Source organism: Clostridium sp. C1 (assembly GCF_018223625.1).
GTDB lineage: Bacteria > Bacillota_I > Bacilli_A > Erysipelotrichales > Coprobacillaceae > Allocoprobacillus.
On sequence record NZ_CP073631.1, the window covers coordinates 667025 to 682414 of the forward strand.

At 30.5% G+C, this 15390-nt stretch carries 23 protein-coding genes; all 23 read left to right on the top strand.

Annotated features, from left to right (window positions below; genetic code table 11):
• The first annotated feature begins 22 nt into the window (after positions 1-22).
• A complete protein-coding gene (locus KEC48_RS03555; protein ID WP_211964418.1) occupies positions 23-271 on the top strand; it encodes a hypothetical protein in 249 nt (82 codons plus the stop codon).
• Positions 272-296: 25 nt separating this feature from the next.
• Positions 297-695, top strand: a complete 399-nt coding sequence (locus KEC48_RS03560) for a hypothetical protein (RefSeq protein ID WP_211964420.1) — start codon at positions 297-299, stop codon at positions 693-695.
• Positions 696-772: 77 nt separating this feature from the next.
• Positions 773-1105, top strand: a complete 333-nt coding sequence (locus KEC48_RS03565; protein WP_211964426.1) for a phage holin, LLH family — start codon at positions 773-775, stop codon at positions 1103-1105.
• A 5-nt stretch (positions 1106-1110) separates the two neighbouring features.
• On the top strand, positions 1111-1473 hold the full coding sequence (locus tag KEC48_RS03570; protein ID WP_211964428.1) for a hypothetical protein: 363 nt from the start codon (positions 1111-1113) through the stop codon (positions 1471-1473).
• Positions 1474-1528: 55 nt separating this feature from the next.
• A complete protein-coding gene (locus KEC48_RS03575; RefSeq protein WP_211964431.1) occupies positions 1529-1666 on the top strand; it encodes a hypothetical protein in 138 nt (45 codons plus the stop codon).
• On the top strand, positions 1666-2874 hold the full coding sequence (locus KEC48_RS03580) for an N-acetylmuramoyl-L-alanine amidase (RefSeq protein WP_211964433.1): 1209 nt from the start codon (positions 1666-1668) through the stop codon (positions 2872-2874). Before KEC48_RS03575 ends, KEC48_RS03580 begins: the two co-directional genes overlap by 1 nt.
• A gap of 2 nt (positions 2875-2876) precedes the next feature.
• Positions 2877-3068 (top strand): hypothetical protein, encoded by a 192-nt coding sequence (locus KEC48_RS03585; protein ID WP_211964435.1) that lies wholly within the window; start codon positions 2877-2879, stop codon positions 3066-3068.
• 163 nt (positions 3069-3231) lie between these two features.
• Positions 3232-3816 (top strand): ImmA/IrrE family metallo-endopeptidase, encoded by a 585-nt coding sequence (locus tag KEC48_RS03590; protein WP_211964437.1) that lies wholly within the window; start codon positions 3232-3234, stop codon positions 3814-3816.
• Positions 3817-3831: 15 nt separating this feature from the next.
• Entirely contained in the window at positions 3832-4338 is a 507-nt protein-coding gene (locus KEC48_RS03595) for a hypothetical protein (RefSeq protein ID WP_211964439.1), read from the top strand.
• Between the two features lie 77 nt (positions 4339-4415).
• Positions 4416-4601, top strand: a complete 186-nt coding sequence (locus KEC48_RS03600) for a hypothetical protein (protein ID WP_211964441.1) — start codon at positions 4416-4418, stop codon at positions 4599-4601.
• 124 nt (positions 4602-4725) lie between these two features.
• Entirely contained in the window at positions 4726-5193 is a 468-nt protein-coding gene (locus KEC48_RS03605) for a hypothetical protein (RefSeq protein WP_087357451.1), read from the top strand.
• Positions 5190-5912, top strand: coding sequence for a pseudouridine synthase (locus tag KEC48_RS03610; protein WP_087357450.1), 723 nt, complete (start codon positions 5190-5192; stop codon positions 5910-5912). The genes KEC48_RS03605 and KEC48_RS03610 overlap by 4 nt, the downstream gene beginning before the upstream one ends.
• Positions 5913-5933: 21 nt before the next feature.
• Positions 5934-6587 carry a tRNA (guanosine(46)-N7)-methyltransferase TrmB gene (gene trmB / locus KEC48_RS03615; protein WP_087357449.1) on the top strand — a complete coding sequence of 218 codons (654 nt, stop codon included), beginning with the start codon at positions 5934-5936 and terminating at the stop codon, positions 6585-6587.
• A gap of 1 nt (position 6588) precedes the next feature.
• On the top strand, positions 6589-6909 hold the full coding sequence (locus tag KEC48_RS03620; RefSeq protein WP_211964443.1) for a thioredoxin family protein: 321 nt from the start codon (positions 6589-6591) through the stop codon (positions 6907-6909).
• Positions 6910-6949: 40 nt separating this feature from the next.
• Positions 6950-7543, top strand: a complete 594-nt coding sequence (locus KEC48_RS03625; RefSeq protein ID WP_087357447.1) for a hypothetical protein — start codon at positions 6950-6952, stop codon at positions 7541-7543.
• Entirely contained in the window at positions 7543-7872 is a 330-nt protein-coding gene (gene acpS / locus KEC48_RS03630; protein ID WP_087357446.1) for a holo-ACP synthase, read from the top strand. The genes KEC48_RS03625 and acpS overlap by 1 nt, the downstream gene beginning before the upstream one ends.
• Before the next feature lie 195 nt (positions 7873-8067).
• Positions 8068-8400: a single-stranded DNA-binding protein gene (locus tag KEC48_RS03635; RefSeq protein ID WP_087357445.1), complete on the top strand. Its 333-nt coding sequence runs from the start codon at positions 8068-8070 to the stop codon at positions 8398-8400.
• 76 nt (positions 8401-8476) lie between these two features.
• The gene (gene lepA, locus KEC48_RS03640; protein ID WP_087357444.1) at positions 8477-10285 is read left to right on the top strand and encodes a translation elongation factor 4; all 1809 of its coding nucleotides are present in this window, start codon (positions 8477-8479) and stop codon (positions 10283-10285) included.
• A gap of 87 nt (positions 10286-10372) precedes the next feature.
• A complete protein-coding gene (locus tag KEC48_RS03645) occupies positions 10373-12424 on the top strand; it encodes a penicillin-binding protein 2 (RefSeq protein WP_211964445.1) in 2052 nt (683 codons plus the stop codon).
• A 75-nt stretch (positions 12425-12499) separates the two neighbouring features.
• Positions 12500-12649, top strand: coding sequence for a 50S ribosomal protein L33 (rpmG, locus tag KEC48_RS03650; RefSeq protein WP_087357442.1), 150 nt, complete (start codon positions 12500-12502; stop codon positions 12647-12649).
• A gap of 41 nt (positions 12650-12690) precedes the next feature.
• Positions 12691-13305, top strand: a complete 615-nt coding sequence (locus KEC48_RS03655; protein ID WP_205088791.1) for an MBL fold metallo-hydrolase — start codon at positions 12691-12693, stop codon at positions 13303-13305.
• Positions 13306-13381: 76 nt separating this feature from the next.
• Positions 13382-14368 (top strand): ATPase, T2SS/T4P/T4SS family, encoded by a 987-nt coding sequence (locus tag KEC48_RS03660; RefSeq protein ID WP_205088790.1) that lies wholly within the window; start codon positions 13382-13384, stop codon positions 14366-14368.
• Positions 14361-15359 carry a type II secretion system F family protein gene (locus KEC48_RS03665; RefSeq protein ID WP_211964447.1) on the top strand — a complete coding sequence of 333 codons (999 nt, stop codon included), beginning with the start codon at positions 14361-14363 and terminating at the stop codon, positions 15357-15359. The genes KEC48_RS03660 and KEC48_RS03665 overlap by 8 nt, the downstream gene beginning before the upstream one ends.
• Positions 15360-15390 lie beyond the last annotated feature (31 nt).

The following is a 15390-nucleotide window of genomic DNA, read 5'->3' on the forward strand; positions in this document are numbered from 1 at the left end:
TGAAAAATGAGGAGGAAAAAACATGGCGAATATTATAAACAATATTAGAAAGAATATTACATTGAATAATGAAATCAAAGTTGATGATGTCATCGTTAAAGGACAACAGGCAACGATTAACTCTGACACACAAGATATTACATTTAGTGATTGGATAAACGATATGGATTTATATAAAGCTAATCGTGTTGCTATTAGACAAAAAGAGGCTGAATTTGAAGATATGGCTTTTGAAGAACAGGAAAAGTTAATAGAAACATTAGCTGAATAAAACATTTGGGAGGATTAATTATATTATGGAATTGACAATTAAAAATTTATTAAATGGAAAAGCTGCGTTAATAACATTAGGAAATACAAAAGGACTATCAAGTGTGATTGCATATAGAATAGCTAAAAATATTAAAGCTATTGATGAAGAACTTAAAACATTTGAAGAAACTCGTTTGAATATTGTTAAAGAATATGCAACCAAGGATAAAGATGGAAATCCTGCTACAAAAAAAGATGCTAATGGTAATGAAGTATTTGATATAGATAATGAAAATATGAAATTGTTATCACAAGAAATCGAAAAACTTCAAGATGAAAAAGTCAATATTGACATAAAACAATTAAGTCTTGAGGAAATTGATAAAGCTGAATTATCACCGCTCGAATTATCGTCAATTGATTTTATGATTGTGGAGGAATAAGAAAATAGGTCGCATGCACTCTTTTATATTGGAGTGCTTTTTAAATATAGAAATTAAAAGAAAGAAGGATTCAAAAAATGTTAAATGAATTAATGACAGAATTACAACCAGTTATTATTAATGCGGCAGTTGTTGTTCTTACAACAGTTGCATCTTATGTGGGGATGAAGATCAAAAATATCTACAAAGAAAAAGTTGATACAGAAACAAAGAAGAAAGTTGTTGAAACAACATGTAGATACATTAATCAACTTTATAATGATTTGGATGGTTCTCAAAAATTAGAAAAAGCAAAGGAAAATATTGTTGATCAACTAAATGAAAAAGGAATTTCTATCACAGAATTAGAGCTAGATGTCCTAATTGAATCAACTATTAATTCTTTTAAAGATGCAGTAACACAAGGATAATCAATATGATAACTATTGTTACACATATCATTGATATAGCACTTCCCATAATTTTGGGATATGTTGTCTGGCTTTTAAAAGAAGATAGAATTGATAGAAAAGCAAATACTTTAGCTATGAAAGAAATTCTTGGATATATGATTGATCGCTGGTATCAAGAGTATATCATGCAAGGGTATGTCACTACTGAACAAAGAAATACTTTTGAAAGTGTCTATAAAGCATATGCAGAAAATAAAGGTAATGGGGCACGTGCTGCTAAATGGGAAGATATAAAAAGGTTAAAAATTGATGATACTAAGAGTGACATTAGTCCTTTTTTAAAATTTTATTTTGATAGTCTTAATAGTCAACCACATAAAGAGTAGTCAAATCGACTGCTCTTTTAAATTAGAAAAACAAAGAAATTAGGAGGAAAATTTTATGGCTGATTTAAGATCAGATTTGAATTTTGATGATATTGATTTTGAAAACATGACAGAAGAAGAACTCAAGGAATTTAGAAGTCAATTTAACCCAGATGAAATGGGAGATGTTGAAGTCGAAGGAGTTGATGAGTGATGTTACCAATTAATAGAAAAATCACGAAAGTAAACTTCAATGATAGAAACACTATTCCTAAATATATTGTTATTCATTATGTGGGTGCTGTGTCTACTGCTGCTAACAATGCTTCTTATTTCTATAATACTTATCGTGGAGCTTCTGCTCACTATTTTGTGGATGAAAAATCTATCTGGCAAGTTGTAGAAGATAATGATACTGCATGGTCTGTTGGTGGAAATAAATATAACAATAACGGTGGCTCATTGTATGGTGTTGCTAAGAACTCTAATACATTAAACATTGAAATGTGTGTTAAAAAGAAAGATGGTAAATGGTATTACGAACCTAAAACGTTGGATAATACTGCTGATTTAGTACGTGCAAAAATGAAACAATATGGTATTCCTGCAAGCCGAGTTATTAGACATTATGATGTTACTGGGAAAACATGTCCAGCTAATTATACAAATGACTCTGCATGGAAAACATTGCATGCTAAACTTACAGGACAATCCAATGTTTATACAGAAAAGCCTTCATCTTCAACTAGCTCTTCAGGAAAGTTAGAAAACTATAGTGGATATATTACTGTCACTTATGGTGGGTCTGATAAATTATCTTATCATAAAACGCCAGACTTTAATGCAAGTTCGGTAGCTGGTACTGTTGGAAAAGGAACTGTATTGACTGTTGTTGGACGTATTAAAGTTAATGGTACTTATATGTATAAAACTAAGGCTGGTTGGTACATTACAAGCGCTAGTGAATATGTAAAATATACTAAAGATAATCCTTTAAAGACTTCAACATCAAATTATTATCCAAAATATACTGGAGATTCATATTCTATTGTTACAGGATTGAATGCAGTTGGAGTGGATAGCTCTTATAGTAATAGAAAGAAAATTGCAACAGCAAATGGTATTAGTGGATATAGTGGCACTGCATCTCAAAACACAAAAATGTTGAATTTACTAAAGCAAGGTAAATTAAAGAAAACAGGTTCAACTTCTAGTAGTACGACTACAACAAGTTATTATAAAAAGTATACAGGTAAGTCTAATAGCATTTCGGATGCTTTGAATTCTATTGGTGTAGATAATTCTTATGATAATCGTAAGAAGATTGCCAAGAAAAATGGTATTTCTAATTACAGTGGCACTGCCAGCCAAAACGAAAAATTACTATCTCTTTTAAAACAAGGTAAACTTAAAAAGGCATAAAAATGGTAAAATACATTTTTGTAAAGATAGAATATCTAGCTCCAACAGTGGATGGAGATCATATGGAATTATGGCTTTATTCTCGACCGCTTTATGTTATAAAAGAGACAAAAGACACTGTTGTTGTGAGATATAACAATAACGAGTTCTACACTTATGAATTTGATAAAAAATATATAGAAAAAAGCCTCTAGCCATTGTGGTTAGAGGTTTTTTTATTATTTTTTAACACAAAAAATATAAATTATGATATTATATGTATGGGATAATACGTTTTTTGGCAAAATCTGATATACCTCATTTATTATAATCAATGAATGAGGTGATTAAATGTTGAAAGATAAGGAGTTCATATTTATGTGTGAAATAGTGAAAGAAATTAAAGAAAATAGAAATTATGATTTTTCTGAATTTTTTGAAAATGATAAAATTGAAGAAGTAGCAGGCAAAATATTAGAGTACTTTAAAATAAATGAATATCCTGTACCTATTGTTTCTATTGCAAAAAAAATTGGATTTAAAAGTTTTGCGAAAGAGCTGCCTAAAGATTTATCAGGAATTATAGCTATAGATATTGATTTAAAAAGTATTTTTGAGACAGATAAGATAATGTTGATTAATGTATTGGACAATCCAGGTCATAGAAAATTCACTATGGCTCATGAATTAGGACATTATATATTTGATTTTAACGAAAAGGAAGAAACTACATATTATGATGCATATAATACCGACGATGAATCTACAAGTTCAGATAAAGAAAAAAGAGCTAATAGATTTGCAGCAGCTTTATTAATGCCTAAAGACGAATTTAGTAGTTCATATCAAGATTTTAAAAATAAGTATAAAACAAAATTTGAAATAGTTAATAGCCTCTGTGATAAATTTGCTGTATCTAGAACAGCAGTAGAAAAAAGAATGGCTGAGTTATCTATAGAATAATAAGAGGAATGTTCTATGAATAAACAATTAGATTTTGATAAATTGATGAATTTGTTTAATACAGATAATGATTCATTATCTAGTAATGAAGATGAACAGTTGATTCCGTTAGACGATGAAAATATTGAAAGAACGATAATTGAAAATGATAAAGAGTCTTTAAACCAAAGAAACAAACAGTATAATGAGATACTAGATTCGTATAGTAATCATATAAAAAATACATTGGATTTTAAACAAAGAAATAGAGATCTAACATTTAAAATATTTATATGGACATTTATTATTGTTATCCTCTCAATTTTTTTGCTAATAGTTGGAGTATGCTGGTATGGCAATTTTAAAGATATAAGAATTATATCTTTAATTATTACGTCATTAATCACATTAATAACTTCACTAATTGTTATACCAACAAAAATAACAGAATTTATTTATAACCCAAATGAGGATACACAAATTGGAGAAATAATAAAAAATCTTCAAGATTATGATAAAGCTTTACGAGATCATATAGAATAAATATAGTTTTTTACAAATAAAAAAAGAAAAATGAAAAATTTCTGCGTATATATATAATAGGGGAGGTGAAATCCGCTATGAATATTTACGTAAGTGAACTTCAGAAAATAAGCAATGAGTTACAATTACATAATTCAATTCTGAATCTAATTTGCAGTGTAAAAGATGATGCTGAAGTAGAAGATATTCAGATTGTCTTAGACTACTTTGCTGATCGTCTTATGAACCTTGATGATGAAGTTCAAAGTATCTTAGAGTTCTAGCTTATGCTAGGACTTTTTATCGTAAAATAATGATTTAGAATTATAATAAACTAACAATAAACTAACACAAAAATAAAATATAGCATAATAACAACGTTTTTGCTATAATAGAGGCGGTGATGATATGAAGAAGATATGGATTGGTATGATGATTTTATTATTATGTGTAGCCTGTCAATCATCATCTTCAGATGAACAGTTTCAAGACTATTATCAAATCAAGGAACAACTGATCACACAACACGATTTTGATAAAGATTATCCATTTTGTGTAAGAGTTGTTTTTAATCGTATAGAGGATGTCTATCGTTATGATCTTATCATTGATCAGCCACAGGTTGATATGTATTATATTGAAGCAATGGCTTATGCTAATGAAAATGATCAGAACATGTGTCCTGTTTTAGGTATTGTTGATGACTCGATAAGTCATTTAAAGGTTCATTATGTTGATAAGTCAAAACATTATTATAAAGGTGTTCAACTTTCAGGACAAACAACTCAAGTGCAGAGTGTCAAGCTCTATATAAGTTATTATTTGGATGAAGACAAAACAGAAAGAGTAGAAAAATATATTGAGGTAGAACCATGAGATTAGATAAATTATTAGCACATTGTGGCTTTGGAACACGTAAAGAAGTGAAACAATTGATTAAAAATGGATATGTTAAAGTAAATGGTGAAGTTATCAAAAAAGATAAGCATCATGTAGATCCTGTTGGTGATAAGGTTTATGTTGATGATGAAGAAATTATGTATCAAAAATATGTTTACTATATGTTAAATAAACCGGCTGGATTTGTTAGTGCAACAGAGGATCATTTTTATCCAACTGTCATTGATTTGATTGAAGAAAACTATCGTCAAGATTTATTTCCTGTAGGAAGATTAGATATTGATACAGAGGGATTGCTGTTAATTACAAATGATGGTCAACTTGCTCATCAGTTACTTTCTCCAAAGAAACATTGTCCGAAAGTCTACTATGCTAAAATTCAGGGAGTTGTGACAAATGATGATGTTCAAACTTTTTTATCCGGTGTTATCATTGATCAGGATTATCAATGCCAGAGTGCACATTTAAAGATATTATCTGTTAACGGGAATGAAAGTGAAATTGAAGTTGAAATATATGAAGGAAAATTTCATCAAATCAAAAAGATGTTTCATGCTGTTGGAAAAGAGGTTACTTATCTAAAAAGAATTCGTATGAAAAATCTTGTCTTGGATGAAAGTCTGGAATTAGGCTCTTATCGTGAATTAACAGATGAAGAATTAGATAGATTAAAAAGCGAAACTGTGCTACAATAAATAAAAATATGGGAGGAATATATGCGTTTAAGAAATAACCCTAAAGCGAATGATATTTTGGCAGCACATGATGATATGGTTGTCATAGATGGAGTGCAATATAAAAATCAATGGCATAAACTTTTTGGGAATAATCATCCCATTTATATAGAAATTGGGATGGGGAAAGGTGATTTCATTATTGAAAATGCATCGCGTTATCCAGAGATTAATTTTATTGGGATTGAAAAGTTTCCTAGTGTGATGGTTGGTGCAGTAAAAAAAATTGATATACAGGACAATCATTTACCAAATCTGAAATTATTAAAAGCTGATGCCATTTCTTTAAGAGATGTTTTTGAAAAAGGTGAAGTCAATCGTATTTATTTGAATTTTAGTGATCCATGGCCTAAAAAACGCCATACAAAAAGACGATTGACATCACCAGCTTTTCTGGAAGTTTTTCAAGACATTTTGGTTTTAGATGGTGAATTGATTTTAAAAACAGACAATCGTTCTTTATTTGAATATTCATTGGTTTCTTTTCAAAACTTTGGACTTTATTTTGAAGATGTTTGTCTGGATTTACATCATAGTGAGGGATATGAAGATAATATTCAAACTGAATATGAAAGAAAATTTTCTCCATTTGGACCTATATATCAAATAAAAACAAGATTAAAAGGAGATAAATAATATGGATAATTTAACAAAAATTAGTGATTTACAAGCTTATGAACAAGCTATTCAAGGTCAAGCCATGCTTGTGTTTTCAACAACTTGGTGCCCTGATTGTCATTTTTTAAAAACTTTTATTGATGATTTAGTTGCTCAAAATCCACAATGGACTTTCTATTATATTGATAGAGATGAAATGGTTGATTTATGTATTGATTTAGATATTATGGGAATTCCTTCTTTTGTGGCTTATTGCAACGGTCAAGAAGTGGGACGTTATGTAGATAAATTAAGAAAAACCCAACAACAGATTCAAGCTTTTATTGATCAAATAGCATAATTTTGTAGAAATAGAACATATATGTAAGGAGGAAAGCAGGATGTTTAAAAAGTTTTTCAAAAAAGAAGATGAAGAAGAATTATATGAAAAGGTTGATCCCGTTTTAGAACAAAGACGTAAAGAAAAATTTAGTACACCTTTGATTTATAATGATGAAGTAGAAGAAAATGAACCTAAACAAGATGTTCTAAAAGAAGATGTTAAAAGGAAAGAAACGAAAAAAAGTGTTAATGTTGAAACAACCTATCGTATGAGTGAAATTATTTCACCAATGACGGGTTTAAAAGAAATCAAAAAACCAGAAGTCAAAAAAACAGTGAAACCTAAAGTAAAGAAGGTTAAAAAAGAATCAGATGAATTGATTCCTATTATTAGTCCTTTTTATGGACCATTTGAACAAGTCGAAGAAAAAGTGGAGAAAAAAAAGGAAGAACCTAGTGTTGAACAGAATTTAAGAAATATTGCAAATATTGTTGAAGAAGAACAAGATCAATTAAAAATCATTGAAGAACGTACAGGTGAATTTAAACTTGATTTTCAAAATAAAGATGAGGATTCTTTTATTGATGAAATTGATGATTCTATGAGTTTAGATGAATTGATGAGTCTTTATGAAAAGAAGTTTAAAGATTAATGAAAGGTATTGGGGTGGATATTGTTGATCTTGAACGTTTAGATATACATAATCTTCATTTTGTGAAACGTGTTTTATCTTCTCGTGAATATGAAATATTTACAAGAATACAGTCATCTCGTAGACAATTGGAGTTTTTAGGTGGACGTTTTGCTGGAAAAGAGGCTTATATGAAAGCTTGTCATGTAGGTATTGGAGCAATGTCTTTTCAAGACATTGAAATTCTTAATGATGAAAGTGGTGCTCCTTATTTACATGATCCTCATGCTCATATTTCTATTTCACACGAAAAAAAGTATGCTGTTGCATTTGTTTTGATTGAAAAGTAAAGAATTTTCTTTACTTTTTTTATCCAAAATCATGAAATTGGTCGTGTTTTTTCATAAAAATGAGTTTTTTTGATATAAAAACACTATTTTTACATACCAAAATATAAAAAAAGAGTTCAAAAATGTAGAAAAAGAGTGATTTTGGTCATTTTTATGTTTTCCTATATACTCATATTGAGGAGGGAAAATATAAAAATGTTTAATGAAATTATTTTAATTGGCAGATTAGCCGAAAATCCAAAATTTAAAGAAACGCCAACGGGAGTAAAACTGGCGACATTGATTCTCGATGTAGAAAGACCTTATCGTAATAATCTAGGAATTAGAGATCACGATTATATTAGCTGTGTTTTATGGAAAGGCATAGCACAGGAAGTGATGGATTGTTGTGAAGCAGGAAGCTTTTTAGGAATTAAGGGGAGATTGCAATCAAAAACATTTGAAACGCCTGATCATCTTTCAACGACGATCATGGAAGTGAAAGTAGAACATGTTGAATTCCTAGATAGATATTTTATGAAAAAATAGTCATTTTGACTATTTTTTTGTTTTCATTTCAGATAGAATTGTGTAAAATAGATAAGAAAAGAAAGGGGAGATAAAGATGAGTATTGATCAGTCACATATGAGAAACTTTTCTATTATTGCTCATATTGATCATGGAAAATCGACTCTTGCAGATAGAATATTACAATTAACAGGGGCGGTCAGTGATCGCGATATGAAAGAACAGTTGCTTGATAGTATGGATTTAGAGCGTGAAAGAGGTATTACAATTAAGCTTAATGCTGTGCAATTACAGTATACGGCTAAAAATGGAGAAACCTATCTTTTACATCTGATTGATACACCGGGTCATGTCGATTTTACTTATGAAGTTTCACGTTCACTTGCCGCATGTGAAGGAGCAGTTCTTGTGGTTGATGCGGCTCAAGGTGTGGAAGCTCAAACTCTTGCTAATGTATTTTTGGCTTTAGATAATGATTTGGAAATTTTACCTGTCATCAATAAAGTTGACTTGCCAAGTGCTGATCCACAACGTGTTATTCATGAAATAGAGGATATTATTGGTTTACCAGCTGATGAAGCACCACTCATTTCTGCAAAAACAGGATTGAATGTTGTAGATGTATTAGAAGATATTGTCAAAAATGTTCCAGCTCCTCGTGGCGATAGTTCACATCCAACACAAGCACTTATCTTTGATTCCTACTATGATAGTTATCGTGGTGTCATTGTCTTTGTTTGTATTAAAGAAGGACGTATTCGTGTGGGTGACCACATTCGTTTTATGGCGACGGATGCTGTTTATGAGGTCCTTGAAGTCGGTGTTAGAACACCAAAAGAAGTCAAAAAAGATGAGCTGGTGACTGGTGAAGTTGGATGGATTGCAGCTTCTATCAAATCAATTAATGATGTTCATGTCGGTGATACCATTACTACACTGGAAAATCCATCACAGACACAGTTACCTGGATATAGAAAATTAAATCCAATGGTTTATTGTGGTCTGTATCCAGTTGATAATGCAAAATATAAAGATTTACGTGAAGCATTAGAAAAAATGAAACTCAGTGATTCATCACTTGTCTTTGAACCAGAAACATCTCAAGCCTTAGGTTTTGGGTTTCGTTGTGGCTTCTTAGGTCTTTTACATATGGATGTCATTGAAGAACGTCTAGAAAGAGAATTTGATCTTGAATTAATCGCAACCGCTCCATCTGTTATTTATCATTGTTATTTAACGGATGGTTCTATGGTAGAAATAGATAATCCAGCTGCATTACCGGGACCACAGCGTATTGATCATATCGAGGAACCTTATGTCAAAGCATCTATTATGACTCCGAGTGAATATGTTGGACCTATTATGGAACTTTGTCAATCTAAACGTGGTGAGTATCAAGATATTGAATATATTGATGATTTAAGAAGAAATGTTATTTATTTGATTCCTTTAAGTGAAATTGTTTATGATTTCTTTGATAAACTAAAATCTTGTACAAAAGGTTATGCTTCTTTTGATTATGAGTTAGATGGCTATAAGGAAAGTCGTTTAACACGTATGGACATTTTGTTAAATGGGGAAGTTGTTGATGCCTTATCAACAATCGTTCATAAAGATTTTGCTTATAATCGTGGTCGTATTATCTGTGAAAAGCTTAAGGAAATTATTCCTAAACAGATGTTTGAAGTGCCTATTCAGGCAGCTATTCAAGGGAAGGTCATTGCTCGTACAAATATTAAGGCAATGCGTAAAAATGTTTTAGCAAAATGTTATGGTGGGGATATTTCTCGTAAGAAAAAATTACTGGAAAAACAAAAAGAAGGGAAAAAGCGTATGAAAGCAGTAGGAAGTGTAGAAATTCCACAGGAAGCTTTCATGGCTATTCTATCTGTTGATGATGATTAAGAGAATTTGTGAAATTCTCTTTTTCTTATGGGTTGATTTACTTTCTGGTTTGTATATAATATAATAAGTCGAGGAGGTGCATTGCGATTGAGTTTTTTTAAGAAAAATCCTATCCGATTTGAAGGACAAAAAGAAATTGAAACACAAATTAAAAATCAAACTGATAATGTCATCTCAAGAAGATTTAAAATTTTAATGGGATTCATTGGTGTTGTTGGTGTGATCTTATTAGTTCGCTTATTTTTAACACAGATCACCCAGCAAGAATATTACACAACAAAGCTTGATCAATACAATACAAGTCTTTTTACAAAAGATACATTTCGTGGAAATATTTATGACCGTAATTATAAAAGACTGTCTTATAATAAAAATATCAATTGTGCAACTTATTATGCAGTCCAAGATATAACAAAAGAAGAAATGGAAATGATTGCTAACTTCTTAGTTAAAAATGTTAATGTCGATACCAAAAGCGTAACCGAAAGAGATAAGAAAGATTATCTAATTTTGAAAAATGAAAAACTAGTAGATAGTTTGTTGACTAAAGAAGAAAAATCGACTTATACAAGTGATGAACTTTATCAATTACAGCTTAGTCGTATAACAAGTGCAATGCTTAAGGAAAACCTATCTGAAGATGATATTAAATTTTATATGCTTTATGCTAAGATTCAAAATTGTAGCAGTGGATCAGTTGTTTTATTGGAAGGTTTAACGATTAAAGAAGCCAGTCTGATTGGTGAAAATTCAGATATTTTACGTGGTGTTAAGGTGACGAATGACTGGTCTAGAGAAACAACTTATGGAGCTAATTTTAAATCCGTTTTAGGTAAAGTGACAACGAAAAAAGCAGGATTACCTGCGAGTACAAAAGATATTCTTTTAGCTAAAGATTATAATAATGACTCTCGTGTGGGAATCAGTGGTTTGGAGATGCAATATGAAGATATATTGGCTGGAACACCTGCAACTTATTCATTAAGCTATGATAGTGATGGAAATCCTGTTGTCAATACTGTTTCTAGTGGAACCAAAGGAGATAACATTCGTTTGACAATTGATTGGGATTTACAGTCATCTATTACTGAACAAATGGAAAAGACGATGAAAGGTTTTACTGGCTCTCTTTATAAATATAATCATAATATTTATCTGGTTTTGATTGATCCTAATACGGGGGCTATTTATGCCATGTGTGGTGTTCAAAAAGACAGTAAAGGGGATGTCTACGAATTAGCTGGAGGTGCTGTACAAAATGCTTTTGCTCCTGGTTCAGCATTTAAAGGTGGTACAATTTATGCGGGAATAAAGCATAACGTGATTAACCAGTATACAGAATTTGATGATACGAGTCGTGGATTTAAAATTGCCGGGACACCAGCTAAATATTCGTGGGATACAGGTGGATTAGGACGTTTGAATGCTGCGGAAGCTTTATCGCAATCTTCAAATATATATATGTTCTATGTCGCAACTTTATTAGGTGGGGGCACATATGAATATGATCAGCCATTATCTATTAAAGATTCAGCTTTTGATCAGATGCGTTTAGATGTAGGTGAACTGGGATTAGGTGTGAAAACAGGTATTGACTTGCCAAGTGAAGCCTTAGGTTATCGTGGAAAAGTGACACAACGTCAACCCGGTAACTTCCTGGATTTTGCGATTGGACAATATGACACTTATACTCCTATTCAACTTGCACAATATATTTCTACACTTGCCAATGGAGGCAAGAGAATTCAACCACATCTGTTTATGGAATCTTTTACTGAAGACGAAAATGGCACAAAAATTTCTTTATTACAGCATCAAGTCAAAGTTCTTGATGATGTATCAAGCTATAAAATGGCATTTGAAACCATTCAGACAGGATTCCGTATGGGGTGTGTTTCTGGATTAGCAAAAAGTGTCAATGGTGATTATGAAGCTGCTGGGAAAACCGGAACAGCCCAAGTATTACATGAAGGAACATATGATATCTGGGCAAACCGTGCCTTTGTTGGGTATGCACCATATGATGATCCTGAAATTGCTGTGGCATGTATTGCAGAAGCATTACCAAATGGAGCAGGAAGCACATGTCAGACATTATCAAAATATGCATTTGAGAAGTATTTTGAAAAATATGGATAAAAAGTAAAAAATTTATAGCATTTTATTATTGTTTATGCTATTATATTATGGCAAAGTCGTGATGGAGGTGTAAAAATGAGAGAAAACATCATTTTAAAATGTACTGAATGTGGAGAAGAAAACTACATTAATACAAAAAATAAAAGAAATCATCCAGAAAGAATGGAAGTAAAAAAATACTGTCCTAGATGTAATAAACAAACTACTCATAAAGAAAAGAAATAAGCCTTTTTGGCTTTTTTTCTTTATAGGAAAGGAAGAAATATATGATAAAAAAATTAATCTTAGGAACAATGCAGACAAATTGTTATGTGGTTTATAATGAGCAACATGAATGTTTTGTGATTGATCCAGGTGCACAGGGACAAAAAGTTGCTCGTTTTCTAACAGAAAATGAACTTGATATTAAAGCTATTTTATTAACACATGGCCATTTTGATCATATTGGAGCTGTTGATTATCTTTATAATCAATATCATTGTCCTATCTATACCCAGAAAGAATCACTAGAAATAATTGCGAAACCTGAATATAATCTTTCAAGTATGATGGGGGAACCAATGACATTAAAAGCTCCTATATTAGAAGCAACACCAACAATGAATATAGCCAATATGACTGTTCAATGGTTATTGTTAGAGGGACATTGTGAAGGAAGCAGCATGATTTATGTTCCTCAGGAAAATGCATTATTCAGTGGGGATGTTTTATTTGCTGGATCAATAGGACGTTATGATTTTCCAACGTCTTCACATTTAACAACAAAACAGAGTTTGGAAAAGATAAAAACATTACAGTTTGATGCTCGTTTATTACCGGGACATGGTGAAGAAAGCTCTATAAAATATGAACAAATGCATAACCCTTTTTTAAGATCATAAAAAAATATGATCTTTTTTTATTGAAAAAAAAGAAAAATGCAAAAATAATGCGTATATATATAATAGGAGGGTTATTATGAATGAACTATTTGAGAAGATGATTTATCGTGCATTAAACCAAAATGCTACTGATATTCATTTGTTATTGAAAAAGGATTTGAAGATTCAGTTTCGTATTTTTGGAGAATTAAAGAAATATGAGGTGATGGAAAATGAAAGAGGGTATAAGCTGATGAATTTTATTAAATATCGTTCTATGATTCATACGAATTATCGTTTGATGCCTCAAACAGGTAATATTTCTATAAATATGAATCAAAAGACTTATTTTTTAAGGGTATCTTATTTACCTTCTCTTGAATTTGAAAGTATTGTGATTAGAATTTTGAATAATCATGAATTACGTTCGATTGAAGAATTAACATACCAAAAGGAAATTCAAGATTATCTCTATTGGCTTTCTTTACAAAATAGTGGTTTGTTTTTTATTAGTGGTGCTACAGGTTCTGGTAAGTCAACCACGCTTTATACCTTATTAAAACAAATTTTATCAGGAGCACGTAAAAACATTATTACGATTGAAGATCCTATTGAAATTCATTTAGATGGTTGTCTTCAAATTGAATTAAATGAAAAAATTGGAATTACATATCATGATACATTAAAACAGATTTTAAGACATGATCCCGATGTGATTATGATAGGAGAAATTCGTGATGAAAAAACAGCAAAGATTGCTTTAACATGTGCTTTGACTGGACATCTTGTTTTAACAACGATTCATGCCAGTAATGCACCTTTATCAATGAAAAGATTAATGAATTTAGGGATTCATGAGGCTGATATTCTTGATGTGGTCATTGGTGTGATTTCACAACGTATGAAATATGATATTCAAAATAAACAGGCTATTGTTTTATCAGAATTGATGAAGAAAAAGGATATTGAACAATATCTCAAAGAGCATACATGTTCTTATTTATCATTTCAAAAGGCAGCTTTAGAACTTGTCAATCTTGGGTTTGATCAAGCTTTGTTTAAAGAGGAGCTCAATAATGAATAAGGATTATCTTTTATTGAAGAATATGTATAGCTTGTTAGATGCTGGTTACAGTATTGAAGAAACGTTGAGTTTATGTCAGCAGATGCTTCATCATCCAGCTATTTATGAGATGTTAAAACAATTGGATCATGGTGAATCTATTGAAACTGTATTATTGCAGTCTTCATTACCTCATTTATTTCAAGAATATTTTCGTTTTTTTCAAAATAAAAATTGTTTATCAGAAGCAATTAAAAAAAGTCTGGATATATGCATGATGAAAGAGGATTATCAAAATCAATTAAAATCTCAATTAACTTATCCCTCTATATTAATGACATTTTTATTTCTTTTCTCGTTATTTGTTGTTTTGGTTTTATTGCCTAATGTCAATCAGTTATTTTTATCATTTCAGATTGAAAAATCAATTATGATTCAAATCTTATTTGCTTTCTTTTACATTATGCCTTGCTTCATTATATTAGCTGTATTTTTAAGCTTATATCTTGTTTTTAGGCTTGTTTATGCACTTAAGCATAAATTATATAAGGTCATTGAACTTTATTTAAAATGGCCTGTATTTAAGACGATTTTACAAAAATATTTTTCTTTGAAGTTTGCTTTGTATTTTCATGAATTATTAAATGAGGATATGGATAGTACAAGAATTATTCAAGTCTTAAATGAACAAATGACGGATAGTGATTTAAAAATAGTCTTATATGAAATGAATAATCGTTTATATGGAGGTGAGAATTTAGAAGAAATACTGGAGGATTTTGAATACTTTGATCAATTGTTTATTTCTTTTTTTCAAATGTATATGAAAAATCCTCAACAAAAAAAAGCTTTATCTTATTATATCCAAGCCACCTATGAATATTTAGATTACTGGATCAAAAGATTTTTAAAATATTTGATACCGGCAGTTTATTGTTTTGTAGCTATCTTTGTTATTACAATTTATATCGCGATTATTATTCCAATGATGAATTCAATATCAAATCTATAACAGAAAGGACAATTCATATGTTGAATAAAAA